Origin of the sequence: Selenomonas sp. oral taxon 478 (assembly GCF_001189555.1) — a bacterium.
Taxonomy (GTDB): Bacteria; Bacillota; Negativicutes; order Selenomonadales; family Selenomonadaceae; genus Centipeda; species Centipeda felix.
Map to the genome: position 1 here is coordinate 1,639,094 of NZ_CP012071.1, position 26,692 is coordinate 1,665,785.

Annotated in this window: 24 protein-coding genes and 1 riboswitch; of the genes, 21 read left to right on the plus strand and 3 right to left on the minus strand. The window is 55.8% G+C overall.

What is annotated here, in order from left to right; translation table 11 throughout:
• Positions 1-178: 178 nt before the first annotated feature.
• The 15 genes from ADJ74_RS07625 (at position 179) to ADJ74_RS07695 (ending at position 17,693) form a co-directional block, all read left to right on the plus strand.
• A complete protein-coding gene (locus ADJ74_RS07625) occupies positions 179-2,203 on the plus strand; it encodes a TonB-dependent siderophore receptor (RefSeq protein WP_157040601.1) in 2,025 nt (674 codons plus the stop codon).
• A 2-nt stretch (positions 2,204-2,205) separates the two neighbouring features.
• On the plus strand, positions 2,206-3,177 hold the full coding sequence (locus ADJ74_RS07630) for a TIM barrel protein (protein WP_050343211.1): 972 nt from the start codon (positions 2,206-2,208) through the stop codon (positions 3,175-3,177).
• Positions 3,178-3,336: 159 nt separating this feature from the next.
• A riboswitch (cobalamin riboswitch) is annotated at positions 3,337-3,573 on the plus strand.
• Positions 3,574-3,859: 286 nt separating this feature from the next.
• Positions 3,860-5,782, plus strand: a complete 1,923-nt coding sequence (locus tag ADJ74_RS07635) for a TonB-dependent siderophore receptor (RefSeq protein ID WP_050343214.1) — start codon at positions 3,860-3,862, stop codon at positions 5,780-5,782.
• Positions 5,783-5,942: 160 nt separating this feature from the next.
• Complete coding sequence (locus ADJ74_RS07640; RefSeq protein WP_371257515.1) at positions 5,943-6,929, plus strand: ABC transporter substrate-binding protein; 987 nt, start codon at positions 5,943-5,945, stop codon at positions 6,927-6,929.
• Between the two features lie 265 nt (positions 6,930-7,194).
• Positions 7,195-8,298 (plus strand): methyl-accepting chemotaxis protein, encoded by a 1,104-nt coding sequence (locus ADJ74_RS07645; RefSeq protein ID WP_050343216.1) that lies wholly within the window; start codon positions 7,195-7,197, stop codon positions 8,296-8,298.
• Between the two features lie 119 nt (positions 8,299-8,417).
• A complete protein-coding gene (locus ADJ74_RS07650; RefSeq protein ID WP_050343218.1) occupies positions 8,418-8,906 on the plus strand; it encodes a GNAT family N-acetyltransferase in 489 nt (162 codons plus the stop codon).
• Between the two features lie 270 nt (positions 8,907-9,176).
• Positions 9,177-9,836, plus strand: a complete 660-nt coding sequence (locus tag ADJ74_RS07655) for an amino acid ABC transporter permease (protein WP_172664524.1) — start codon at positions 9,177-9,179, stop codon at positions 9,834-9,836.
• On the plus strand, positions 9,829-10,548 hold the full coding sequence (locus ADJ74_RS07660) for an amino acid ABC transporter ATP-binding protein (protein WP_009442794.1): 720 nt from the start codon (positions 9,829-9,831) through the stop codon (positions 10,546-10,548). The genes ADJ74_RS07655 and ADJ74_RS07660 overlap by 8 nt, the downstream gene beginning before the upstream one ends.
• Before the next feature lies 1 nt (position 10,549).
• On the plus strand, positions 10,550-11,428 hold the full coding sequence (locus ADJ74_RS07665) for a DMT family transporter (RefSeq protein WP_050343221.1): 879 nt from the start codon (positions 10,550-10,552) through the stop codon (positions 11,426-11,428).
• Between the two features lie 11 nt (positions 11,429-11,439).
• Complete coding sequence (locus ADJ74_RS07670; RefSeq protein ID WP_009442792.1) at positions 11,440-12,420, plus strand: cell division protein FtsZ; 981 nt, start codon at positions 11,440-11,442, stop codon at positions 12,418-12,420.
• 32 nt (positions 12,421-12,452) lie between these two features.
• Complete coding sequence (locus tag ADJ74_RS07675; RefSeq protein ID WP_039981596.1) at positions 12,453-13,238, plus strand: HD domain-containing protein; 786 nt, start codon at positions 12,453-12,455, stop codon at positions 13,236-13,238.
• 31 nt (positions 13,239-13,269) lie between these two features.
• Positions 13,270-14,937, plus strand: a complete 1,668-nt coding sequence (locus ADJ74_RS07680; protein WP_050343223.1) for a glutamine--tRNA ligase/YqeY domain fusion protein — start codon at positions 13,270-13,272, stop codon at positions 14,935-14,937.
• Between the two features lie 54 nt (positions 14,938-14,991).
• Positions 14,992-15,288 carry a hypothetical protein gene (locus ADJ74_RS07685; protein WP_050343225.1) on the plus strand — a complete coding sequence of 99 codons (297 nt, stop codon included), beginning with the start codon at positions 14,992-14,994 and terminating at the stop codon, positions 15,286-15,288.
• A gap of 33 nt (positions 15,289-15,321) precedes the next feature.
• Complete coding sequence (locus ADJ74_RS07690) at positions 15,322-16,608, plus strand: ArsB/NhaD family transporter (protein ID WP_050343227.1); 1,287 nt, start codon at positions 15,322-15,324, stop codon at positions 16,606-16,608.
• 158 nt (positions 16,609-16,766) lie between these two features.
• The gene (locus ADJ74_RS07695; protein ID WP_050343229.1) at positions 16,767-17,693 is read left to right on the plus strand and encodes a DUF1848 domain-containing protein; all 927 of its coding nucleotides are present in this window, start codon (positions 16,767-16,769) and stop codon (positions 17,691-17,693) included.
• Between the two features lie 77 nt (positions 17,694-17,770).
• Here ADJ74_RS07695 and ADJ74_RS07700 read toward each other — a convergent pair whose 3' ends face one another.
• A complete protein-coding gene (locus tag ADJ74_RS07700) occupies positions 17,771-18,352 on the minus strand; it encodes a peptidase (protein ID WP_050343231.1) in 582 nt (193 codons plus the stop codon).
• 166 nt (positions 18,353-18,518) lie between these two features.
• Between ADJ74_RS07700 and ADJ74_RS07705 the strand changes: the two genes are divergently transcribed.
• The 4 genes from ADJ74_RS07705 (at position 18,519) to ADJ74_RS07720 (ending at position 22,156) form a co-directional block, all read left to right on the plus strand.
• Entirely contained in the window at positions 18,519-20,033 is a 1,515-nt protein-coding gene (locus tag ADJ74_RS07705) for a HAMP domain-containing sensor histidine kinase (RefSeq protein WP_050343234.1), read from the plus strand.
• Positions 20,005-20,697, plus strand: coding sequence for a response regulator transcription factor (locus ADJ74_RS07710; RefSeq protein ID WP_050343235.1), 693 nt, complete (start codon positions 20,005-20,007; stop codon positions 20,695-20,697). The genes ADJ74_RS07705 and ADJ74_RS07710 overlap by 29 nt, the downstream gene beginning before the upstream one ends.
• A gap of 244 nt (positions 20,698-20,941) precedes the next feature.
• Entirely contained in the window at positions 20,942-21,238 is a 297-nt protein-coding gene (locus ADJ74_RS07715) for a zinc-ribbon domain containing protein (RefSeq protein WP_006689817.1), read from the plus strand.
• A gap of 147 nt (positions 21,239-21,385) precedes the next feature.
• Entirely contained in the window at positions 21,386-22,156 is a 771-nt protein-coding gene (locus ADJ74_RS07720) for a basic amino acid ABC transporter substrate-binding protein (RefSeq protein WP_050343238.1), read from the plus strand.
• A 62-nt stretch (positions 22,157-22,218) separates the two neighbouring features.
• On the opposite strand, the gene ADJ74_RS07725 is transcribed toward ADJ74_RS07720, so the two are convergent.
• A complete protein-coding gene (locus tag ADJ74_RS07725; RefSeq protein ID WP_050343241.1) occupies positions 22,219-23,097 on the minus strand; it encodes an RluA family pseudouridine synthase in 879 nt (292 codons plus the stop codon).
• Positions 23,094-24,353 (minus strand): uracil permease, encoded by a 1,260-nt coding sequence (gene uraA / locus ADJ74_RS07730; RefSeq protein WP_050343243.1) that lies wholly within the window; start codon positions 24,351-24,353, stop codon positions 23,094-23,096. Before uraA ends, ADJ74_RS07725 begins: the two co-directional genes overlap by 4 nt.
• A 347-nt stretch (positions 24,354-24,700) precedes the next feature.
• Here uraA and ADJ74_RS07735 point away from each other — a divergent pair, with 347 nt between their 5' ends.
• Entirely contained in the window at positions 24,701-25,666 is a 966-nt protein-coding gene (locus ADJ74_RS07735) for a type I phosphomannose isomerase catalytic subunit (RefSeq protein WP_050343245.1), read from the plus strand.
• 106 nt (positions 25,667-25,772) lie between these two features.
• Complete coding sequence (locus tag ADJ74_RS07740; protein WP_337956950.1) at positions 25,773-26,675, plus strand: phosphatidylglycerol lysyltransferase domain-containing protein; 903 nt, start codon at positions 25,773-25,775, stop codon at positions 26,673-26,675.
• Positions 26,676-26,692: the final 17 nt, after the last annotated feature.

Consider the following 26,692-nt stretch of genomic DNA (forward strand, 5'->3'; position numbering starts at 1 on the left):
GCGTGCAGGCATCGCAACAGCACAGCGGGAGACTGACGTAACAATCATGAAATCACTTCGCCCATGTATTTGGGCGGTGAACATAAATATAGTCACAATCTTATGGATGTACTGATAGATGCAGTTTATCACTGATTCCTTGATACTGCGTCGATCCGTACTCTTGCAGAGAAGGAGAATGGTAATGCAAATGTGGAACAAGCGACTTTTGGCAGCGGCGATTGTGCTTTCTGCCACGACGGGACAGGTCTATGCGGCGGAGACGGCGGATGCCGATGTGCCCGCTGGCGAGGAGGTAGCGACGCATGCCCTCGGTGAGACCGTGGTGACAGCGACGCGGACGAAGAAGCGGGATCTCGATGTACCTGCTGCGACGACAATTATCACGGCGCAGGAAATCAAGGACAGCGGGGCGGCAAACGCGTCGGATGTGCTTGCGAAGGTGAATGGCTTTGCCTATAAGTCCTATGGTCCTGCGGGTGCGTCGATGGGAACGATGTCGAATGAACTGAATGTACGCGGTGTAAGAAGCGGTGTGCTCGTGCTGATGAACGGCAACCCAATTGCATGGCGCGGCAAGTACAATCTCGATGCAATCCCCGCAGAGAGCATCGAGCGCATCGAGATCGTGAAGGGCAGCGGCTCCGTACTCTATGGCAGCGATGCGACGGCAGGCGTTGTCAATATCATCACAAAGAAGACGATGCCCAACGAGGTTCACGCGGGCTTCGGTAACTATGGACAGCGCAGCTATGGTGTCAGTATTGGAGATGAACGCTTCGGCTTCTATTACAATACCGACAAGTTTGGACGCAGGGATGCGCTCTATTATGGTGAAGAGAATCTAAAGAAAAAGATTGGCTCAGTTTATGTTCCGCAATTTAAAGGTAAGCAGCGTACAGATGTTCACGACATTAAGAAAGAAAGCATGGGATTGACCTACCATGTGAATCCTCGTCTCGATCTTCTTCTGGGTTATTATGAAAGTGAAGTGCGTTACACGCGCACATTCACACGAGTTGACTACACTACGTCGGGGGTTGTGGCAGGAGATCCGTACAATGCACGCAAATACATAACCAAACGATATACGACACAGCTAAACTATAAGGATCGAGCTTGGAAAGGCAGCCTGTATTTCAATACGGGGACAGTGGCATACAACGGTCCCGATTATATCAAATCGGACGGGACACCCAATGGACGAACGGATAAACGGGAGAAGAATGTGACATACGGCATGGATCTCCAGCGTACCTGGCATGTTGGTGGAAAGTCCACAGCAATTGCTGGATTCAGCATGGAACATGAGACATACGCGCTCCTCCCTGCATTCAGTACAAAGACAGGAGCACGTTATGTACGCAACAATTGGGGGCTGTATGGGCAATGGGAGCAACGCTTTGATGCAAAGAATACGGGTATCTTCGGTCTGCGCGAGACGTGGACGACTGGAGCAGCACGAGGGCAGAACTACAGCAACCTCAGTGCCTCGGCACAGTGGCTGCATAAGCTGAACCGTGACAGCAGCGTCTATCTGAATGTCAGTCAGTCCTTTGTGATGCCGACTTTCTCCCAGATGTACCCCAATAATGATATGCAAAGGCCTGCACCGAATCTGAAGCCGGAGAAGGGCATCAACTATGAGATCGGATGGAAGAAGAATCACGGCGGACATCATTGGAAGGCGGCGCTCTTCCATATTGATGTTAAGGACAATATTACAGCGTCTGTGAACAAAAGGAACAACACACAATATGCCTATGTCAATGAAGATTTTCGCAATACGGGCATCGAACTGTCCGACGAGATTCACGGGAAAAACGGATTTTCCTATCACTGGGGTGTCACATGGCAGAATCCCCAGATCAATAACTCTGATCGAAAGGGCGGTGGGTGGTACCGTACCTTTGGTAAGCTACAGTTGACGGGCGGCGTGACCTATCGAAAGGACAAGTGGACTTCCTCGCTCACGGCAAGCTATCTTGCAAGTCGCGTGGTTTTGCCGTCACAGCAGCTGCCTAGCCCGGTCAAACCTTATCTGCTCACAACATGGAACACATCCTATGCCCCCGATGAGAACAACGAGATCAGTCTGCGCATTGACAACGTGCTCGACCGCGATGACACGACGATGCACAGCGGTCTCCGTTACCACAGCGCACCGATCAACTACCTCCTGAGCTACAGCTACAAGTTCTAACCATGCTTACCTTAACCAATCTCTCTAATGCGGACTGCGATGTGGAGCATATCCTTCACGGCGATACTGATGCCCTTCCTGCCATTCTGCAGGAACTGGGGCTTGACGGCATCGAGTTCATGCTCTGTGCGACGTGGGATCGCACGCTGTTTTCGCCCACGTACATCAAGGGCGTACATCTCCTGTTTTGGCCGACGTGGGTTGATTTTTGGCGCGGGGACCGTTCTGCACTCATGGCAGAGTTCGGCAGCGAGGACAATATCCGAGGCTATTACGGCTCGTTGGATGTTGCCGACTGGGTGGAGGGCTGGCGGGAAAATCTGCGGCGGGCGGCAGAATGTCAGCCGCAGTATCTCGTCTTCCACGTCGCGCATAACTGCACGTCGGAGATGTATACGCGCATGTTTTCTGTCACAGATGAGGAAGTTATTCGCACGGCCATCGAGCTCGTCAATGCGATTGCCGACGAGATACCGAGGGGGTGTAAACTCCTCTTTGAAAATTTCTGGTGGCCGGGGCTGACCTTTCAGAAACCACAGCTTGCCGCTGAGCTATTGGAGTGCGTCAGCTATCCCGATACGGGCTTTATGCTCGACACGGGACATCTGATGAACACGAACTTGGATCTGCAGAGCGAGGCGGAGGGCGCGGCATACGTGCAAAAGATCTACCGCGAGCTTGGAGAATTGGGAAAGCGCGTCTATGGCATTCACCTGCACCAGTCCCTCTCAGGGACATATACGCGGGAGATGATGCGGCGGCATGCAGGATGGAAGACGCCGCTCGACTGGCAGACGGCGATGGACTACGTCATGCATGTCGATCAGCATCAGCCGTTTCATACCGACGCAGCATGCAGTATCGTAGATACTGTCCAGCCAATGTATCTCGTTCACGAGTTCCAGCATCGTTTCCGCGATGATCTGGTGAGTAAGCTGCGCATACAGCAGCGCGCCGCAGCGCACGACCGATAGATTCAGGTTCACTGCATGGTGTGTCTTCTCCCTTTTATCGAGCACTGCTTTGTCATGTATTCGTAGTGCCCTATATCGGGATTTAGTGTTGTTGGTATGTTTGCGCTTGACAAGATAATAAATTCGTATTATAGTACGATAGGTTGAATTACTGGAAAACCGAATATTGTCGAGTTAGGTGTCAAAGACTTAATAGAGAATTCGGTGAAGGCTGTATGGCAGTATGCCATGCAGACCGATGCCGAAGCGGTCCCGCCACTGTATCAGCGAGTGAGCCTGCAGGGCGCGCAGAGATGATCTGCCGTCCCAATTTGCCACTGGAGGAATGTCCTCTGGGAAGGCGCAGGTGAACGATGACCTGGAGCCAGGAGAACTGCCTAGTTATGAATCACTGCTTGTACCTGCGAGAGACGGGGAAGGGATTCTATCGCGAGCGTATATTGTTGCGCCCGAATCATGCCTTTTCGTGAGTCTATCCCCTTTCTGTATCGCAGGAAGGGGATTTTTATTTTCTATGATTCATGCCATGCATCAAGAAGATACGTCAAGATGCTTGTGCTGAATTTATCAGTGCTTCCTGAATATGCTTTTCTCTGACTGACGAAGTGCATCCCTTCGCAGCAGATGAATAGATGTATACAGCCTTGCAGTAATGTGTAATGTTTTAGGAGGAGATTACGAGATGAAGAGATTGTGTTCAAGGAAGAAGCTAGGAGCAGCGCTGACAGCAGCCCTCAGTGTAGGCGTTCTGTCTCTGGGCAGTCATGCATTCGCAGCCGATGCGAGTGATACGGCAGATGAACATGCTCTGGGGGAAACGGTCGTCACGGCGACAAGAACCCCGAACAAGGAACTCAAGACGGATGCAAATATCACGGTGATTACAGGCAAGGACCTCGAGCGCCGCCATTACACAGACCTCACGCAGGCGCTGCGCGATGTGCCGGGCGTTACGGTCAATGCGTATGCACCGGCGGGATATAACAACAGCAGCAAATTCTACATCAACGGGTCGGAGGACGTCGTCTTTCTGATCGATGGGGTCCGCCAGAACTATGCGGGGGGCTTTTCGGCCTCTTTGGCATCTGCGATGAAGGATCTTGGCGGCATCGACCGCATCGAGGTACTGCACGGCTCGGCGTCGACGCTCTACGGCTCGGATGCGAAGGGCGGCGTTATCGACATCATCACGAAGAAGGCATCGGGGATGAAGACGACGCTCGGCATCGGCTACGGCAGTTATGGACGTCAGCAGTACAGCATCGCGAATGCGGGCGGTGAGCACGGATGGGACTGGCGCATCAAGTACCAGAAGGATAAGAGCGGAGACTTTTCGGATGCGCACGGCAATACGGTGCCGTCTCATCTGGATGCGGACTCGGTCAATCTTCACCTCGGCAAGGATCTGAGCAAGGCATCCTATCTTGCCTTCAATCTGCGCTCATACAAGGACTCGGATCGCTATCAGGCACTCTATGAAAAGCAGCAGGGGCTCAATGTCAATCGCGGGAACTATGATTATTTGGATGGCGATTTGATTTGGAATGTGAAAATCAATGACACGACCAAGAATCAGATGAGCATCTCGCGCAGCAAATATGATTATGATATTTTCACCTATGGCATGTGGACTCCTGCGGGATCCAGTTATGATTTTAGTGATTCGACATGGAGATTCAGCGACCAATTCGACAAGAAGCTCGGCCACCATCTGCTGACGGCCGGCTTCGAGTTCACAAAGGATGATACGACGATCAAGAACGGCGGCATTGTGAGCATCGATGATCGTACGCTCATCAACCGCTCCTTCTATTTACAGGATCAGTGGAGCATCCTTCCGACGCTGAAACTCACAGCGGGTATTCGTCATGACAGCAACTCGTCCTTTGGCAGTCACAACAGCCCGAGTGTCAGCCTCGGCTATGACATTGATCCGATGACGCACGCCTATGCTTCTTACAGTGCGTACTTCATTACGCCGACGCCGAATCAGCTTTATGCACCGACATACGGCAATCCAAACCTCAAGCCCGAGTCCGGCAACACGAAGGAGATCGGTATTGCCCGTGACTTTGGCAGGGGGCTCAGCCTCACGGCGAGCTACTTCAAGCGCCACTCGAAGGATCGTATCGGTTACCATCCTGTGACATACGTGAACATCAATGTCGGCGATGAGGATGCCCATGGCTGGTCGCTGCAGCTTGCGAAGCGCGTTGACTCGCATCTGCGCGCGCGCCTTGGCTATACACGGACGCATGTCGGCAAGACGGAGCAGAGAGGCGTGAATGCAGACGGTTATCTGCCCGAGGATCAGTGGAACATCGGTGTCGACTACCGCAACCGTGCATTCGATGCGTCGCTGCTTGCGCGCGGGATCGTTGGACGCCCGGGACCGGTACGCGGTGCTTTCCCGACGGATAATTACTGGGTCGTCGATCTTGCAATGAACTACCAGATTGCCGACGCAACAAAGGTATATCTCAAGGCGAACAACATTTTCAACCAGTTCTATGCCGAGCATTCGAATGTAAAGTGGGGCGGCCCCGGAGAGTGGTGGACGGCACCCGGACGCAACTTCATGATCGGCGTGGAGCAGAGTTTCTAAGAACCATGTCATTTCCCTCCGGCAGCGTTCCCGTGTGGTGCGCCGTCGAGGGATATCATAACTTTATCACACTGTAACTCCCCTTTCTGCGCTGTAGAGAGGGGAGTTTCCAAAATAATGGGGAAAGTTTTGCGAGAGGGATAAAAGGAGTTGTGGAACTATGAGCAGATGGCTGCGTGCAGTGATGCTGCCGTGCATATTCATGCTGTTATTCTCTTTGACGGGCTGTGGTATTTCGGACAGGCAGAACCAGACCGCCTACCGTGTTACTGATGCGGACGGGACGGTTGTGTCTATTTTGCATAAGCCCCAACGGATCCTGACGATTGGTGCGAGCAGTGATGAGATGATGCTTGGCCTTGTGGAGCCGAAGCGCATGGCTGCCATCAACGAGACTCTTGCCAATACAGAGGATACGAATATTCCATGGGTACGTGAGAAAATCTCAAACGTTATTTCTCGCAACCCATCAGTGGAGGAAATCGCTGCTTTGCGGCCGGATCTCGTTGCTGTTCCGGAATGGCTGCCGAAAGAGAATGTCGATGCAATACGAGACCTGAATATACCTGTTGTTGTATTCAAGTCAGCAGCCACCATAGACGATATCCATGAAAATATACGCTTGCTTGCTGCGGCTGTTGGAGAATCGGAGCGCGGGGAGAAGCTCATTAAGAAAATGGAAGACAAACTTACTGAGCTCCAAGAGAAAATTGCCTTAGTGCCGGAGGAGAAGAAACACAAGAGTATTGCGCTTATTTCCATTATGCCAAATTATGGCGGCGCGGGGTCTACCTTTGATGAGCTCTGCCGTTATACGGAGTCCATCAATGCAAAGGCTGCCGCAGGGAATCATATGGGACAGGAGATGACCAAAGAACAGCTCATTGCTGCGAATCCTGACTACCTCTTCTTCCCAAGCCATGAAAACGCGGGTTCACGGGAAGAAGGGTTTGGCAAGCAGTACTTAGAAGACCCTTCGCTGGCGCAGATGACGGCCATACGGGAAAAGCACATTGGACATCCGTGGGCACGATATGCCTATAATATTTCTCAAGATATTGTATTTGGCATACAAGAGACTGCATGGATTCTTTATGGCGATGAATTCCGACTGTCGCGACAGGAGTTTTTGACGGCTGTAGAGTAAAGGAGGTTCTGATGCATTCGATGCTACCCCCGTGACGTAGTTTTTGCTGCTCGTACTTTGACGGAAAATTCTCCACAGAGCACCACGCTGCATTCGGAGTACCACACGTTCAGACGAAAAAACGACACCAATCTGGCGAATGTCATTTTATCGGCGGACATTTTAACTTAGGGCGGTGCATCAGGCCGAAGACTTTTTGCTTGCATATATAGGATGATATGGTACAATAAATCTAAGGTTGAGAAATGTTTTTGGAGGGAAGGCAATGTTTGACAAGAACAGTGCCGCTGCCGGTGATACACAGGATTTTGCAGGGAAGATTCAGGGAATTATTGCGGGGCATGAGAAGAATGAGCTGTTCTCAAAGCTGCATGACAGCGAGCCATACGCCGCAGAGCTGAATGCACTGATCGACTGTGTGAACGAGGAGCTTGAGTATCAGCGATTTCGTCTGCGTACGGTCAACGAGGCAATCAAATCCGGTATGTGGTACATGAAGATCAATCCGGATTTCAGCATTGCCTATGCAATCTGGTCGGATGAGTTCCGCCGTATGATCGGCTTCCGTGACGCATCGGACTTCCCAAACACAATCGAGTCGTGGAGCTCGCGTCTGCATCCGGACGATGTGGAGGGAACGTTTTCCTCCTTCAACGCCTGCATTCGGGATCTCACGGGCCATACGCAGTACAATGCAGACTATCGTCTCAAAGTTCATGACGGCAGCTATCGTTGGTACCATGCGTCCGGCAATGTTGTACGCGACAAGAGCGGGCATCCGGAGGAGATCATCGGTGTCTTTGTCGATATCGACGAGGAAAAGCGGAAATCGGAGGTGCTGGATCAGACCGCACAGAAGAAGGAAAAGTTCTACGGCGAGCTTGAGACGATGCTCAGCAGCCTATATGCGTCGATTGATGCGATCACGGAGAGCGTGAGCCAGACGATGGAGCGCACGATGGAGATCTCAAACGTACAGGAGGAGATCACGAAGGCTGCAGAGGATACGCGCGGACAGACGGAGAACACGCTCAAGATGTCCGAGCTCGTTATGACGATCTCGAAGCAGACGAACCTTCTCTCATTGAATGCCTCCATCGAGGCGGCACGCGCCGGTGAGGCAGGGCGCGGCTTCTCTGTTGTGGCGGAGGAGGTCAGAAAACTTGCCGACAGCAGCCGCGATGCTGCAAGCAAGATCTTCGAGGCACTCGAATCCATGGAGAAGGCCGCAAGTCATATCGCCGAGCGCATTAAGTCCATCAACGGACTGATTGAGAATCAGGCGGCGAACATGAAGGAGATCAGTGCTTCGGTTGAGGAGGCAAAGGCAATGTCGGACAACATCGAGGCATTGTCTAAGAAGCTGTAACCATATATCCATGGGTCAATATTGACTTGTAAACGACCGCAGTCCCCCATAAGCAGCATCTTTCGTGTGCTTATGGGGGAAATTTAGTTTATCTATTCAAATAAAAAGGGGATGAGAAGATGTCAAGTGACATCATACTTCGTACCTATCAGCCGGGAGATCCAAGCAAGGTCTGTTATTTTCAATACGAGCTCTATAAGCGTCAGTATGGCTTTAACGGATTTTATGAACAGGAGATGCTGCGCGGGATGGCGGAGCTTTACGATGACGTGGAGGGCAGTCAGATGTGGATTGCCGAACTGGATGGGAAGATGGTCGGTGATATCGCAGTCATCAAAAAGGGGACGAATCGGGCACAGCTGCGTTGGCTTGGTGTAGATATGGATGTGCAGGGACATGGGCTTGGAAATCGTCTGCTGGCGGAGGCGATTTCTTTTTGCCGCAGAAAAGGTTACCGCCGGCTCTTTCTGGGGACGCTCGATCTCTTAAAGCCTGCACGCCATCTTTATGATAAATTTGGATTTCATCGAACGAAGAGTGAACCTTACAATGAATGGGACAAAAACAGAGAAATGTGCCGTGAGATTTGGGAATGTGAATTAACGTAATACAACAGCTGTAAAGAGCGTGAATTTATTGACAGCACAGGGGGATTGAAATATAATATTAAGGAATCACTGAAAAAAAGAAGTTCGTCAGATTAGCATAGATTTTTCGTTCGAACGAGGTGGAAAACCGGAGGCAGAATGGTGTTCTGTGGAGAATTTCCCGCCGAAGTGCGGGCAAAAAGATGCATCAAGATGATGGCGCTGAATTGATCAGTGCTTCCTTAAGGCGGCTGTTTATGCCGTCGTACTATTGACGGAATGGATGAGTTTATGAATTTCGATATGAATCTCGTGGTTAATTCGTTCCCGCTCCTGCTTGTCGGTGCTGGAGTGACGATTCAGATCACGGTGCTCTCGACGGCGATCGGTTTTGTGATCGGTCTGGTCGTGGGCGTGGCGCGCATCTCGCATCTGCGCCCGCTGCGGATGCTGGCGGAGGTCTATGTGGAGTTCTTCCGCGGCACGCCGCTGCTCGTGCAGATTTTCCTCTTTTACTTTGCCCTTCCTGTGATCACGGGGCAGCGCATCGATCCGTTCATCGCAGCGATCTCCGCCTGCGGCATCAACTCCGGCGCGTACGTGGCGGAGATTTTTCGTGCGGGGATACAGTCGGTCGATGAGGGGCAGATGGAGGCTGGGCGCTCGCTTGGTATGACGTGGCTGCAGACCATGCGCTACATCATTGTGCCGCAGGCGTTCAAGCGCGTCATTCCGCCGCTCGGCAACGAGTTTATTGCGATGCTGAAGGATTCGTCCCTTGTCTCCGTCATCGGCTTTGAGGAGCTGACGCGGCGCGGTCAGCTCATCATCGCGAAGACTTACGGGTCGTTTGAAATCTGGATGAGCGTCGCCGTGATCTACCTCGTGATGACGCTGACGATCTCGCGCTTTGTCGCGTATCTGGAACGGAGGTGCCGCGTCCATGATTGAGATTAAAGAACTGCGTAAGTCGTTCGGCACGGATGAGGTGCTGAAGGGCATTGATCTCTCCATTGCGGAGAAGGAGGTCGTTGTCATCATTGGTCCGTCCGGCTCAGGCAAGAGCACGCTTTTACGCTGCATGAATCATCTCGAGGAGCCGACGGCGGGCGAGGTCACCATCGACGGCATCACACTTTCGGGCGAGGCAAACATCAATAAAGTGCGCGAAGAGGTCGGCATGGTGTTCCAGCGGTTCAACCTGTTCCCGCACATGACGGTGCTCGACAACATCATGCTCGCCCCGATGAAGGTAAAGCATATCGCACGCGCCGATGCTGAGAAAACGGCGCGTGAGCTGCTGGCACGCGTGGGGCTGGCGGAGAAGGCGGATGCCTATCCCGACAATCTCTCGGGCGGTCAGCAGCAGCGTGTTGCCATCGCGCGTGCTCTCGCGATGCACCCGAAGGTGATGCTCTTCGATGAGCCGACGTCGGCACTCGATCCCGAGATGGTCGGCGAGGTGCTCGATGTCATGCGTGCCCTCGCTAACGAGGGCATGACGATGGTTATTGTGACACATGAGATGGGCTTTGCCCGTGAGGTAGGCGACCGCCTGCTCTTCGTGGACGAGGGACGCATCATTGAGTCGGGGGCACCGCGCGAGGTGTTCGAGCATCCGCAGGAGGAGCGTACGCGCAGCTTCCTGTCAAAGGTGCTCTAGGATGCGCCTGCGTGGGAGTTTGATGCTGCTGGCGGCGGCTTTCTTCTGGGGGACGACGTTCGTCGCACAGATTCTCGGGATGGAGGGGCTTGGTCCCTATACCTATGCAGCAGCGCGCTTTGCCCTCGGGACACTGTTCATGACGGCGCTCTGGCTGCTCTATCGCGGACAGCGTAAGGCGCAGCGGCGCGCGGGCACGTTCCATTCGGGCTTTCGCGCCGGGATTCCCGTCGGGCTGGCGATGTTTGTCGGCGTGACGCTGCAGCAGGTGGCGCTCCTCTCGACGACAGCGGGTAAGACGGCGTTTATCACGACGCTCTACATCGTACTCGTGCCGCTTGCGGCAGTGCTGCTTGGTCACCGTATCCGAGCGGTGCAGTGGGGTGGTGCGCTCCTTGCCTTTCTGGGCGTCTACTTTCTCTCTGCCTACGGGGAAACGACGCTGAACCAAGGCGATGTGCTTGTCTTTATCTGTGCGTTCTTTTGGATGGCGCAGATTCTGCTCATTGACCGCTTTGCCCGCATGGTGGATGCCATCGAGCTGTGCCTTATGGAGATGCTGATCTGCACGCTCGGCAGCGCGTTGCTCGCTGTATGTTTTGAGACCTGCACGTGGGCGGCGCTCTCGGCCGCCGCGGTCCCGATCGGCTATGCGGGCATCCTCTCCTGCGGTGTCGCATACACCTGTCAGATTTTGGGGCAGGCGCATGTCGAGCCGACACAGGCGGCGATTCTCATGTCGATGGAGGCAGTATTTGCCGCCGTGGCAGGATGGGCGGTTCTGGGGGAGACGATGAGCGCAGTGCAGGTACTTGGCTGCGCTCTGCTGCTTGCGGGCGCGGTCATGGCACAGGCAGCACCGAAAGCGTGTAGAGAATAAGGAGGCGCGATATGCCGACTGAGGGAATTATTCAGGCGAAAATTACCATCAAGGTGGTCGGCGTGGGCGGCGGCGGCGGGAATATCCTGCGCAGTGTGCGTGAGAACTACGATCTCGATATGACACTTGTCGGGCTCAACTCGGATCTTCGTCAGCTGCATGCGCTCGAAAAACAGGGGATCACCGTGCTGCCCATCGGTGAAAAACTGACGCAGGGGCGCGGCACGGGCGGCAGAGTCGAGGTCGGTGAGGAGGCAGCGCGCAGCGAGGAAAAGGCGATTCGTCAGATGCTTGAGGGGACGGATCTCGTCATCATCACGGCGACGATGGGCGGCGGCCTTGGGACAGGGGCGGCACCTGTTGTGGCGGAGATCGCACGCGACATGGGGATCCTCTCCATCGGCGTGGTGACGAGCCCGTTCCACTTTGAGATGCCGCGCAAGATGCAGACGGCGCAGGCGGGGATCGCACGGATGCAGGGCATGACAGATGCCTTCATCACGATGCGCAACGACAACCTCCTGAAGATTGCCCCCGACCGCAAGATGTCGTTTGTCGATGCTTTTGCCCTTGCCGATGAGGTGCTGCGGCAGACGGTTGGCTGCGTGGCAGAACTGATTTTGACCACGGGGGTCATCAATGTTGATTTTGCCGATGTGACGACAATCTTTCGGCAGAGTGCATCGAGCGAAACCCTGCTCGCCATCGGTACCGATGAGACGCCGCAGAAGGCGGTGCGAAAGGCGATGGAGAGTCCGCTGCTCGACCGCAATACGGCGGGCGCACGCGGCGTCGTCCTCAATCTCACGGGAGGCCCCGCGATGAGTCTGCGTGATGTGGATGAGGCCGTACGCTATATCCATGGGCATGCACATCCTGCGGTCAATATCATTGCAGGACTGGTTGTGCAGGAGAGCATGGCAGACAAGGTGCAGGCGACGCTGGTCGCGACGGACTTTGACGAGAGCTATGTTCCGCCCGAGGAGGGATGATCGGGGCGATGTACGTGAAAGGAGGAACGCAGATGGAAAAACTCCTGCATGAAATGCACACATGGATGAATGCCTATATGCGCTCCTTTCGTACCAATGACCCCGAGGTCATGCGCGGCATTCAGCTCAAGGAGATTCATACAGGCTATGTGACGGCACATGCCCGCGCACTTGCCAAGCATCTTGGATGCCATGCGCACGATATGGCTATTGCTGAGATCATCGGACTCTTTCACGATGTTGGACGGTTTCGGCAGTATGCCCGCTATCGGACGTTCAACGATGCTGCGTCGGAGGATCATGCGGAACTCGGACTGAAGGTACTCGCAGAGGAGAATATCCTCGCGCCGCTTAGCGATGTGGATGCAGAGGCGGTGCGTTTTGCGATCAAATATCACAACAAAAAGGAAATTGCTCCGACCAGAGATGAGCGCAAGCTGTTTTTTGCCAAGGTAATCCGTGATGCGGACAAGCTTGACATCTATCGCGTTCTCCTCCCGTTCCTCACGCCGGAGGGCGCGGAGAAGGCACCGAACTTCGTCCCGTCGGACGCAGCGCAGGAGGTCAGCCCCGATTTCGTGGCGGACTTTGCCGCAGGACGACAGGCGGACTACTACCGTCTGCGTACGAATGGAGACCGCAAGATCGTACGTCTCATGTGGATTTACGATATCAACTTTATGTGGACGCTGCGCCGCATTGTAGAACGTGGCTATGTGGACACTTTTATTGCGAGCCTTCCTGCGCAGGCGGGGATTGCCGAGGGCGTAGCGAAGCTGCGCGCTTACATCGATCGGTACTGCGCACAGAACGATTGATATCGAATTATACGGATAGAGGGATAGGAACATGGCGGATGTAAAGACATCAAATTTTATCCGAAATATCATCGACGAAGATCTGCGTGCGGGACGACATGCGGAGGGGATCCATACGCGGTTTCCGCCCGAGCCGAACGGCTATCTGCACATCGGACACGCAAAGTCCATCTGCCTTAACTTCGGTGTTGCTGAGGATTACAATGGTCTCTGCAATCTGCGCTTTGACGATACGAACCCGACGAAGGAGGACGTCGAGTATGTGGATTCCATTCAGGAGGACATCCGCTGGCTCGGCTTCTCGTGGGGCGATCGGCGGTTCTATGCCTCGGACTATTTCGAGCGGCTGTATGAATATGCAGTCGAGCTGATTAAGAAGGGGCTTGCCTATGTGGATGATCTCACGGCGGAGGAGATCCGGGCCTATCGCGGTACGCTGACCGAGCCGGGCAAGGAAAGTTCGTGCCGCGGGCGCTCGATCGAGGAGAATCTGGATCTCTTCACGCGTATGCGTGCGGGTGAGTTTCCGGACGGAGCACGCGTTTTGCGCGCCAAGATCGACATGGCGTCGCCGAATCTCGTCATGCGTGACCCCGTGATCTACCGTATTGCCCATGTGCCGCATCATCGGACGGGCGATGCGTGGTGCATCTATCCGATGTATGACTTTGCCCATCCGCTCTCGGATGCGATTGAGGGCATTACGCACTCGCTCTGCACGCTGGAGTTCGAGGAGCATCGCCCGTTCTACGACTGGCTGCTCACGTCACTGGGTTTCCTTGCGGGGGAGCGGCCGCGTCAGATTGAGTTCGCACGTCTGAATCTCTCGGGCGCGATCACGAGCAAGCGCAAGCTGCGCCAGCTCGTTGAGGAGGGGCATGTGCGCGGGTGGGACGATCCGCGTATGCCGACCATCTCGGGGATGCGGCGGCGCGGTTATCCGCCTGCAGCCATCCGTGCGTTCTGTGAGGAGATCGGCGTCGCCAAGAGCAACAGCACGGTGGACAGCGCCATGCTCGAGCACTGTGTACGCGACGAGCTGAACCGCAACGCGCCGCGCATTATGGCGGTACTGCATCCGCTGAAACTCGTCATTACCAACTATCCCGAAGGCGAGACGGAGTATCTGCTCGCCGAGAACAGCCCGACGCACGGAGGACGGCGATATGTGCCCTTTGGGCGCGAACTCTACATCGACCGCGAAGACTTTATGGAGGATGCGCCGAAGAAATTCTTCCGCCTGAAGCCGGGCGGCGAGGTGCGCCTCAAGCACGCCTATATTATCCGCTGTGAGGAAGTCGTAAAGGATGCGGCGGGCGAGATCACGGAGCTGCGCTGTACCTATGATCCAGAGACGCGGAGCGGCGGTACGGCGGCGAACCGCAAGGTGAAGGGGACGATCCAGTGGGTCGCGGCAGAGCATGCGCTCACAGCGGAGGTGCGCCTCTATGACAGCCTGCTGCGTACGGCAGAGGAGGGCGAGGAGGAGCCGGCAGACTTCATTGCGGCGCTCAACCCGCACTCACTTGAGGTGCTGACAGACGCGAAGGTGGAGCCGAGCGTCCGTCTCACAGCGGCAGGGACGCGCTATCAGTTCCTGCGCGTTGGTTACTTTGTTGTTGACCCGGATACTACGCCGGATCATATAGTGTTCAACCGCATCGTCGGGCTGAAGGATACGTGGAGCAAAATCAAGTAGCGCATTCTTTTTCTCGATGTGTTATGTGCCACGGACGGCAGGAGGAGGTTTGCTGTGGCAAAGATACCAAAAGATTTGTCCGACAAGGATATGATGCAGGGGCACGAGGCAGAGGAAACTCTCGCCGAGACCATGCTGCGTCAGGAGCGGCAGGCAGAGGAACGCGCCCGTGCGGCAGCGGCAAAGGAGCCGCCCGCCGATCTCGCACGTGCGGGACTCAGCGCCGCGCAGGCAGAAGAACTCGGCAAGGCTCTGCTGGAGCTGAAGCTGGCACTCGCACAGGAGGGGGAGACGAACGCCAAGCTGAAGATCCGCCGCAGCGGCCGACAGGTGATTATCACGGCGACGTGATGGATTTCTCATAACGAGAAGTAAGGATGTGTAATGATGGAAACAGCAACGATTGTGGCGATTGTCATATTTGTCGTCGCATACGCGCTCATCATCTCCGAGAAGGTGCACCGCACCATCGTGGGACTTTTTGGCGCCATGCTCATGATACTCTTCGGGATCATCGATCAGGAGGTCGCAGTTCACCATATCGATTTCAATACGCTCGGACTGCTCATGGGCATGATGATCATCGTCAATATTACGAGTGAGACGGGACTATTCAACTTCCTCGCCATCTGGGCGGCGCAGAAGGTCAAGGCGCAGCCCATTGCGCTCCTCGTCGTTCTCTCGACCATTACGATGGTCTGCTCGGCTCTTCTGGACAACGTTACGACGGTTCTGCTTACCGTACCAATCACGTTCAGCATCACGTCACAGCTCAAGGTCGACGTCATGCCGTATCTCATTTCGCAGATTTTGGCATCGAACATCGGCGGAACGGCAACGCTCATCGGCGACCCGCCGAACATTATGATCGGCAGCGCGGTCGGGCTCGATTTCATGGCGTTCGTTGAGAACCTTACATTGATCTCGATAATTATCTTTATCTTGGTACAATTCATTCTTATTGGCCTCTACCATAAAGGCCTGCATACTCAGCCGGAGCTGCAGGATAAGATCATGCGTCTCCCTGCGGGCGCACAGATCACCGATCATGCTCTTCTGCGCAAGTGCCTTGCCGTTATCTTCCTCACGATTACGCTCTTTGTCCTGCACGGCAGTCTCGGCCTTGAGTCCGCGACGGTCGCACTCTCGGGCGCAGGTCTCCTCCTCCTTCTCACGGCGACGCGCGATGAGGGCGCGATCGTCAAGGTGCTCTCAAAGATTGAGTGGCCCGCGATCTTCTTCTTCGGCGGGCTCTTCATCCTTGTCGGTGCACTCGTAGAGACGGGCGTCATCCGTATGCTTGCGGCTGAGGCGATCAAGGCGACGGGCGGCAATGTCGAGGCAACCGCCATTCTCATTCTGTGGATGAGTGCCTTTGCCTCTGCCTTTATCGACAACATCCCGTTTGTCGCCACGCTGATTCCGCTGATTCAGGATATGGGACAGATGGGACTCAGCAACCTCGATCCGATGTGGTGGTCGCTTGCTCTCGGCGCGTGTCTCGGCGGCAACGGAACGCTGATCGGTGCAAGTGCGAATGTCGTCGTCGCGTCGATGTCGGCACAGCGCGGCCGTCCGATCTCCTTCCTTGGCTTCATGAAGGTCGCTATGCCTGTCATGATCTTTACGATCATCATCTCGAACATCTACGTCTATATCCGGTATCTCTAAGAGAATGTAAACTACAGTGGATCTGTTGTAGCCCCCCCTAAAGCCTTCCCCGTTATCACGGGGAAGGGGGACCGCGTAAGCGGTGGAAGGGGCACAACAGCCCCATTTTTCTTTTTCTCCGATTCGTGTTATCCTGTGAAAAGGGGAGGAGGTATGCGATGATACTCAACACGGGCATGCGTACGGATATTCCGGCGTTCTATGCGCCGTGGCTGGTGAATCGGCTGCGTGCGGGCGAGGTCTGTGTCCGTAATCCCTATGACACACAGCAGGTGACGCACTATCGCCTTGATCCGCGCGTGGTTGACCTCATCGGCTTCTGTACGAAGAATCCCGCACCGATGCTTCCCTATATGGAACTCCTCGCACCGTTCGGGCAGTTCTGGTACGTCACCATCACGCCCTACGGCAGGGATATTGAGCCCCATGTTCCGCCATGGGAGGAGGTTGTGCGTTCATTTCATCAGCTCTCGGCTGCTCTCGGAACGCGCGCCGTCGGGTGGCGCTACGATCCGATCATCCTTGACGAACATCATACGCTGGCGTGGCACAGAACGATGTTTGCCGCGATGGCAGAGCAGCTGGCGGGGCAGACGGAGGTGGTCGTCATCAGCTTTCTCACGCGCTATGCCAAGACGCGCCGCAACTTTCCCGAGGGACGTGATGTCACGCACGCAGAGCGCATGGAGCTCGGTGCATTTATCATTGAGACGGCACGGCGGTGCGGTATGACCGTCTATCCGTGCGGCGGCGGTGATGCACTCGCTCTATACGGGGCGGATACGGGCGGCTGCATGACCCCTCGCATCTATGAGCGGGCACTTGGGCGGCGCATTCACTTCCCGCGCTATCAGCCCCAGCGCAGGGAGTGTCGCTGCTATCTTGGCGCGGACATCGGCGCATACGACAGCTGCCCGCATCTCTGCCGCTACTGCTACGCCAATACGCATCCTGCACGTGTGCGCCGCAGCCGTCTCGCTCACGATCCCGCATCCCCCTTTCTCATCGGCCATGCGGAGGAGGGGGACCGTATCCATGAGGCGCGGCAGGAAAGCTGGCTCGAACGGCAGGAGAATTTATTTTAGCGGATATAAAAACGGGAGAGCCATGCGAGACGATTGGTCTGTGCATGACTCTCCCGTTGATGCGAGTCCTCTATTGTTTAGAAAATATGGTCGTCTGTATCAGCGTCACTCGCGAGGAGTGCGCCGGTCACGGCGTCGATGCGGAGCTTGTAGGTGATGTTGTTTGCCGTGCATTTCACCTTGTAGAATGGGCGGAAGTCTGTCTGTGCGGCAGGATCAGCAGGCACGGCAGGTGCCGCTGCGTCCTGCGCCGCTGCAGCAGGTGCGGACTGTGCCTGTTGTCCTCTGTGGTCTCGATTTCCGTGCTTCCCCTTCTTGTGCCCTTTGCGGTCGTGGTCACGATCACCGTCGTGATCTCTCATTTTCAGTTCGAGCGGACGGAAGGTCAGCTCTGCCTCGGATTTTCCGATGGATTCGGCGGCAATCGACCGCACCTTGTCCTCATCGAGCAGAACAATGTTTCGCTGTGCTGCCTGAGCAGCGATCATTTCCGAGCGAGCCTGCCGCTTCATGAGGGATTGTGCCTCGGCCTGCTGATAGTGGAAGTAGGCTGTGCCGGCGGTGGCGACGCCGACGAGAACAGCGAGAGCTGCTGCCTTCTTCAGATGTGCGGGACTGAATACGCTCTTGACCTGTTCTTTGATTTTCTGTGCTTCCATGATGAAATCCTCCTTTTGTTTGTCACATTTTTGCTGACAGGTATATCCTATCGGAGAAAGTTAAACAAAGTGTAAACACGCGTAAAACTTTTTCAAAAATCGACGGACAGCGCGGATTTTTTCCTCTGAATCCATTATAATGGCATCATGAAAGTGAGGTGTCGATATGCACCTGCGTGATTTGTCGCTGAAAACAAAGCTCCTGCTGACCAATGCGCTGATGGTCGTCATACCGATCTGCGTCCTTGTCGCCATCGGTGCAGCGCTTCTTGGCGGACTGCGCCATGCAGGAACGCTGCAGCAGCAGGCACTTGAACTGCTCTGGCCGGAGAAGGGGACAAATCTCTCTGTACCCTTTGCACTGAGTTCGCTGCGTGCTGCCGCAGAGAGGAAGCAGTTCAAATGGAATCATGCTGAGCGTGACGTTCATCTGCTGGAGTCGGCAGGCGTCCGCGTCTCTATCGTGCAGGATGGTCTCCTCTATCTGACCGATGGGGCAGATGCCGATGACATTCGGTATGCGGTCATGCGTGAATGCGGGGCGCGCGGCTCCGCACTGACATGGAACGATGCGGGACTTTTTTTTCGCTATGAGGGGGACCGCAGCGGCATTGTTTTCATGGGGGCAGGCGCTGTTCCTATGATGCGGCATCACGATGAGATGCGTATTTCGCCGCCGATGCGGGAGACGGTGATCAACGCTGTGTTTATTTTCTTCATCGTCATCACCTCGGCAGGGATTTTCCTGCTCGGGCGTTATCTTGCCCGCCTCCTTTCGGCGCAGATTCTTGCACCGCTTGCTGCGATACGTGATGCCGCCGGCGCGATGCAGCATGGCGATTTCGACCATGCCCTGCCCCCGATGGGCAGTGATGAGGTGGGGGCGACCTGCCGCGCCTTTGATGCTATGCGCAGCGATCTGCGGCGCGCACGCCTGCGGGAGGAACAGGAGGAGGCACGGCGGCGGGAGTTTCTCATCGGTGTACTTCATGACATCGCAACGCCGTTGACTGCCGTCAAGGGATATGCGAGCGGCCTGATCGACGGGATCGCTGCGACGCCGGAGAAGCAGCGTGCCTATGCCGAGCGCATCGCGCGTGCGGCGGCGACGATGGAGGGGCTGACCACACAGCTGCGCGCGTTTTTACGCACGGAGACAGGCGAGGTGCCGCTTACATGGGAGGTCGTTGAGGTGCGGACGTGGATCACAGCATTCATTGACGCGCATGCGGCGGACTTTCGCGAGCGGGGCATCGAGCTGTCGATGGCGGAAGGCGGGAGGCAGACGTATATCCGCATTGACCGCAGTGCATTTGCCCGCGTGCTCGAAAATCTGTGGGAAAACAGCGGGAAGTACCGCCGTGGGGAACGAGCACACGTCTGTATGTCGCTTTCCCATGAGGGGGATTTTCTCGCCATCTGCTGCGACGACGACGGCGTTGGCGTGCGCGAGGAGGAACGGGAGCGGCTGTTTGACCTCTTTTACCGCACGGATGCGGCGCGTACCCATGTCGCTGACGGCAGCGGGCTGGGGCTGGCGATCGTGCGCCGGATCATGACGACGTTCGGCGGCACGGTGCGCGCCGAGGAGTCCCCCGCAGGGGGGCTGCGCATCGTCCTGCTGCTGCCGGTTCAGAAAAAGGAGGACACGCATGAAGAAGATACTGCTGGTCGAGGATGACAGTGCTATTGCCGAGCTGGAGCGTGACTATCTCGAAGCGGATGGCTTTACTGCCGATATTTCTGCGGACGGCGATGCGGGGAAGCGTCTCGCCATGACGGGGGACTATGATCTTCTCCTGCTGGATGTGATGCTGCCGGGGGCGGATGGATTTGCCATCTGCCGCGATGTTCGGAAGGCATACGATATCCCCATCCTCATGGTCTCGGCGCGCCTTGAGGATGTCGATAAAATACGCGCACTCGGGCTGGGGGCGGATGATTATATCATCAAACCGTTCAGTCCGAGTGAGCTGGCGGCACGCGTCAAGGCACATCTCGCGCGCTATGAGCGCCTCAAAGGCAGTACGGGGGAGTCTGACGTCCTGCGTTTTGACGCGCTTGAGATTCAGCCGCAGACGCGGCGCGTATTTCTTGGGGGAAACGAGGTGATTCTTGCAGCACGCGAGTTTGATCTCCTGCTCTTTCTCGCGCAGCATCCGCAGGTCGTCTTCAGCAAGGAGACGCTGTATGACCGCGTCTGGGAGCTGGATGCCATGGGCAGTACGGCGACCGTCTCCGTCCATATCAATCGGCTGCGCGAAAAGATTGAATGCGATCCTGCCCATCCACAGTGGCTGCAAACGGTCTGGGGGGCAGGGTACCGCTTTAATGATGGAACGTAAAAGGGCGATGAAGGCATGGCAGCCCGACCATCCGAAGGACAATAAAAAATGCTTGCACTTCATGAAAAATGACTGTATAATACAGAGCGTTGAAATCCGTTCCTCAAGTCCTGATCGTCGTTCAATGAACGAGTGAAGCACTGCTTATATATGCAGCGCTTGCCCGAACCATAATCTCAGTGAACGCTTTCCGAGTGTGGCGAATGGAGAGTCAAAATTATTTTTCAAGGGAGATTGTGGAAGAATGGCTTTTGAAGACAAAACCCTCGTATGCAAAGAGTGCGGCAAGGACTTCGTGTTTACCGCAGGTGAGCAGGAGTTCTACGCTGAAAAAGGCTTTGAGAACGAGCCGGCGCGCTGCCGTGACTGCCGCGACAAGCGCCGCCGCAGCCGTGACGATCAGAATCATGGCGAGCGTCAGATGTTCCATGTGGTCTGCGCCGAGTGCGGCAAGGACACGGAAGTCCCGTTCGAGCCGAAGACGGATCGTCCGGTTTACTGCCGCGACTGCTTCAATGCAAAGCGCGCAGCACGTTTCTAAAACGATTTAGATTTCATGGGGGATAGCAGCACAGACGGTGCGGCATCCCCCTTTGTTTTTTGGAATCACGGATAAAACAGTCCGTCGGACTGGCAATCATGTGGCTGGGTTTATCCGTGTGGCCTTTATCTTTTGAGGAGGTTTCCCATGAAGCTGAAGAAATTGGCACTCATGCTGACGGGTGCACTCGTGAGCCTTTCCCTGCTCGGATGCGGCGCAGGCGGCGATCAGGCGAAGCAGGCAAGCAAGCTCCGCGTCGGCGCATCGATTGACTTTGCCCCGTTTGAGTTCCAGGATGAGGGACAGAAGGACTATCAGGGCTTTGATATGGATCTCATCCGTGCTGTTGCCAAGGAGATGGGCAGCGAGGCAGAGATCCAGAACATCGGCTTCGATGGTCTGATTCCTGCCCTGCAGGCGAAGAACATCGATGTGATTATCAGCGGTATGACGATCAACGACGAGCGCAAGGAGAAGGTCGCGTTCTCTGATCCCTACTATCAGTCCGGTCTGACGATGGTTGTGCGCAGCGATGAGGAGAACATCAAGTCGTTCAGCGATCTGAAGGGGCATAAGGTCGCCGCTCAGATCGGCACGACGGGTGCCAAGATGGCAAAGGAGATGGAGGGCGTCACCGTCAGCGAACTGAATACGCCGGCGGACTGCTTCATGGAGCTGAAAGCAGGCGGCGTAGATGCCGTGATCAACGACCGACCGGTCAATGACTACTACATCAATCAGTCACAGGCAACCGGTGTGAAGACACTCGCAGACCGCCTCTCTGCTGAGGACTATGGCATCGCTATGGCGAAGGACAACACCGAGCTTCAGCAGAAGATCAATGCAGCACTTAAGAAGCTGCATGATAACGGCGAGTACGATAAGATCTATCAGAAGTGGTTCGGCGCGAATAAGTAAGATTCGGATCGAGCATAGAGAAAACCCCGCAGATGCAAATTTTCATCTGCGGGGTTTTTGTCTCATGGATGGACGAGGCACGCAGCGATCTGTGCCATGTCCCTAGGGAGCGGGGCAGTCAAGATGAGCACTTCCTTGGTGCGCGGATGCACGAGGGTGAGATGCGCCGAGTGGAGCGCGTGCCGTGCGATTGGCTCCGTCGTTCCGCCATAGAGATCGTCGCCGAGAAGCGGATGTCCGCAATGGGCGAGATGGACGCGGATCTGATGCGTGCGCCCCGTGTCAAGCCACAGGCGCAGGAGACTGTATTTGCCGTTCGTCCGCTGCGTTTCATAATGGGTACGTGCGGGCTTGCCGCCCTCTGCCACGCAGCGGAGGATGATGCTCGGCAGGGCACGCGCAATCGGTGCATCAATACAGCCCGCAGGGGGGATGAGCGTGCCTTCGATCAGGGTGAGGTACTCGCGCCGCAGCGCGTTCTGGCGCATGATCTGGTACTGCACCTCGGGATGCTTTGCGATGAGGAGCAGCCCGCTCGTATTGCGGTCGAGGCGGTGGCAGGGGTGAACGTCGAGATGGACGCCGCAGGCGGCATAGTATCCGCGCACGGCGTTCGCGATGGTGCCGCGCGTTTCCTTTGTCGTCGGATGGACGAGCTGTCCTGCGGGCTTGTCGAGGACGAGCAGGTCATCGTCCTCATAGACGATCGAAAGCGGCAGCGCTTCGGGAACGACGGTGCTGACGATGGGCAGATCGTATGTGATGCGGTCGCCGTCCTTCACCATCGTGCGTGCAGCGATCGCGGGGCTGCCGTTCAGCGCGAATGCACCATGGTGTTTAATGCGTTTCCACAGGCTGCCCGAGATGCCGTGCACACGCATGAGGTATGCCTTGACGGGACACATTTCTCCTGCGGGGAGATCAACGCGGAGCTCTGTCATTTCGGCGCGGCGGCATCCTTGCGCCGCAGGGCGAGGATGATGCGGAAGGAGATGGAGAGGATGATGGCGATCACGGTGGCAAGCGACATTCCGCGCAGGGTCACCGTTCCGATGGTGATGCTGGCGGTCGATACGCCGACACCCATGACGATGGAGGTCAGGAGAAGGTTCATCGGATTGTTGTAGTCCACCTTTGCCTCGACGAGGATGCGGATGCCCGAGGCGGCGATGACGCCGAAGAGCAGCATGGAGACGCCGCCCATGACGGGGGTCGGGATGCTCTGGATGAGTGCGGCAAGTTTACCGAGGCAGGAGAGCAGGATGGCAAAGATCGCTGCGCCGCCGATGACCCATGTCGAGTAGACCTTGGTGATAGCGAGGACGCCGATGTTCTCGCCGTAGGTGGTGTTCGGCGTGGAACCGAAGAAGCCCGAGAAGATGGTCGAGATGCCGTTGCCGAGGAGGGAGCGGTCAAGCCCCGGATCCTTGGCGAGGTTGCGTCCGACGATGTTGCCCGTCACGATGAGGTGCCCGATGTGCTCGACGATGACGACGATGGCGGCAGGCAGGATGATGAGGACGGCATTCAGCTCGAAGGTCGGCGTGTAGATGGTCGGGAGGGCAAGCCACGGCGCAGCGGCGACGTTCGAGAGATCGACGATGCCGACGGCACAGGCAATGAGATAGCCTGCGATGACGCCGATGAGGATGGGGATGATGGAGAGGAAGCCACGAAATGCCATGGAGGCAAAGATCGTGATGGCGAGCGTTGCGATGGAGACAAAAACGACGGTCGGGTCGACCTTCTCCGCTGTCAGACCTGCCATCCCCGCCGCCGTCGGCATCAGCTCCAGTCCAATGACGGCGACGATTGCGCCCATTGATGCGGGTGGAAAGATCACGTCGATCCAGCTCGTTCCAATGGTATGAACAATGAGGCTGACCAGACAGAAGACGATGCCGACGATGATGAAGCCGCCGAGTGCCGCCTCATAGCTGTACTCGGACAGGACGATGAAGACGGGAGAGAGGAAGGCAAAGCTCGAGCCGAGATAGGCAGGGATTTTCCCTTTGCACAATATGAGGTAGAAGAGTGTGCCGATGCCGTTGAAGAGCAGCACGGTCGCAGGATTAACATGAAAGAGAATCGGAACAAGCACCGTTGAGCCGAACATAGCGAAGAGGTGCTGCAGGGAAAGCGGGATGGTTCGCCGAAGCGGCGGACGTTCATTGGTGTCGATCTTGGTTTGAGACATGGAAAAATCACTCCTTTAGAGGGAATCACTGATAAAATGAGGTCTGCCAGATTGACGTAGATTTTTTGTCCGAACGAGGTGGAAAACCGGACGCAGAGTGGTGTTCTGTGGAGGATTTTCCGCCGAAGTGCGGGCGAAAAAGATGCGTTAAGATGGTAGTGCTGAATTTATCAGTGTTCCCTTAACTTCCTATGATACCATAGAGGCGAATGGGGGACAATCGGGACTTTTGAAGGAGTAGGGAGTCACGGGGAAAATCAGGGAATCGATGGACAGCGAAATCTTTTCTTTGCTTCCTTAAAGATTTCAGAGGGATTCGGTAAGATATTATAAAGGAGGAATTGCCGATGAATGAGCCGATGAAGCTGACCGCGCCGCTGAAGGACTATCTCTGGGGCGGGACACGTCTGCGGGACGAATACGGCAAGCGCACGGAGCTGTCGAAGGTGGCAGAGAGCTGGGAGCTCGCCTGTCACCGTGACGGAAAGAGCGTGATTGCCAGCGGCACGGCGGCAGGGGAGACGCTCGAGGCGTGGCTGACACGCGCGGGGGCAGAGGCACTCGGCACACGAGCCGCGCAGTTTCCGTATTTCCCTCTCCTCATCAAGCTGATCGATGCACACGACAATCTCTCTGTGCAGGTGCATCCGAGCGATGACTATGCCCTGCGCGTGGAGGGGGAGTACGGCAAGACGGAGCTCTGGTACGTCGTCGATGCCGCCCCGGGCGCAGAGATTCTCTACGGTTTTGTGCATGCGATCGCAAAAGATGAATTTCGCAGGCGTATTGCGGACAACACACTCCTTGAGGTCGTGCGTCATGTACCGGTACAGAAGGGGGATGCGTTCTTCATTCCTGCGGGGACACTCCATGCCATCGGCAAGGGGCTGCTCATCTGTGAGATTCAGCAGAGCTCCAACGCGACGTATCGTGTCTACGACTATGGGCGCATCGGCGCCGATGGGAAGCCGCGCGACCTGCATGTCGAAAAGGCTCTCGATGTGACGTCGCTCGTGCCCGTTTCGCTGCGTGCAGAGCAGCTTCCTACGGCGGATGAATTTCGTGGCGCGGAGGTGCGCCTGCTCGCCGCATGCCCGTATTTTACCGCCTATCATCTGCGTATTGACGGCATGTGCGAGAGCACGGCGGGGGCAGACTCCTTTCACTGTCTGACGATTCTCGCAGGGACGTTGACGCTGACGTGGGCGGGCGGGGAGCTCTCCGCCGTCAAGGGGGAGAGTGTCTTTATCCCCGCGCATCTTGGACAATATATGCTGCACGGGATGGGGGAGCTGATCCTCAGCAGGGTGTGACTGCCGCAGACGGCTTTCATGGGACTTGACGCCTTTGTTATAATGAAAACACGATACTTTGGGAATCGCTGAGTTTATCAGTGCTTTCTTCATGGGGAGGTTTAGGATGATCGATTTTCGACCATTGAAAAAAGAAGACAAGCCATTGCTGGATCGATATTTTCATGCAAACTATTACGAGAACTCGCATTTTAATTTTACGAATCTCTATATGTGGCGCGCGCCGTTCTTCGTGCATATTGCCGAAGAGGATGATGTGCTCTATGTGGCGAGCGAGTGGAAGGGGATCCTTTCGCTGCTGCAGCCCTTCTGCGATCCATCGCGCTATCCCGAAGCGACGAAGAAGCTGATCGCCTACTTTGAGGAAGTGGAGCAGCCGCTGCACCTTTACGATATGGAGCGCGGTTATGCAGACTATCTGCGCAGCTGCGATTTTGCAGACTTTGACGTGGTCGCCGACCGCGACAACTACGACTATGTGTATCTCTCGGAGAAGCTCATCAGCCTTGCGGGGCGCAAGCTGCACTCGAAGAAGAACCATCTGAATGCGTTCCGCAAGGAGCACCCCGAGGCAGAGTATCTGCCCATCACAGAGGATGTCGTCACGCAGTGCAAGCTGGAGCTCAATAGCTGGTACAAGCAGCACATCCGCGAGGACGGGACGATCGACCCGTTCATTGAGTACGAGCGCACGGCAATCCTCGAGGTGCTGAACGATTTTGACTACTTTGGTCTGCAGGGCGGTGCCGTCCGCTTGGGCGGGCGTATCGTCGCCTTTACCTTCGGCGAGCAGCTCAACACGGATACGGCCGTCATCCATGTGGAGAAGGCGGATCCCGAGGTGCGCGGCGCATATCCCGCGATCAATCAGGGATTCGTGGAGCACGCATGGAGCCATCTCACCTACATCAACCGCGAGGAGGATATGGGCATCGAGGGGCTGCGCAAGGCGAAGGAGTCCTATAAACCCGAGAAGCTGATCGAGAAATTCAACGCGCGGCTGCGCTGAGAAAATACATGGATGCG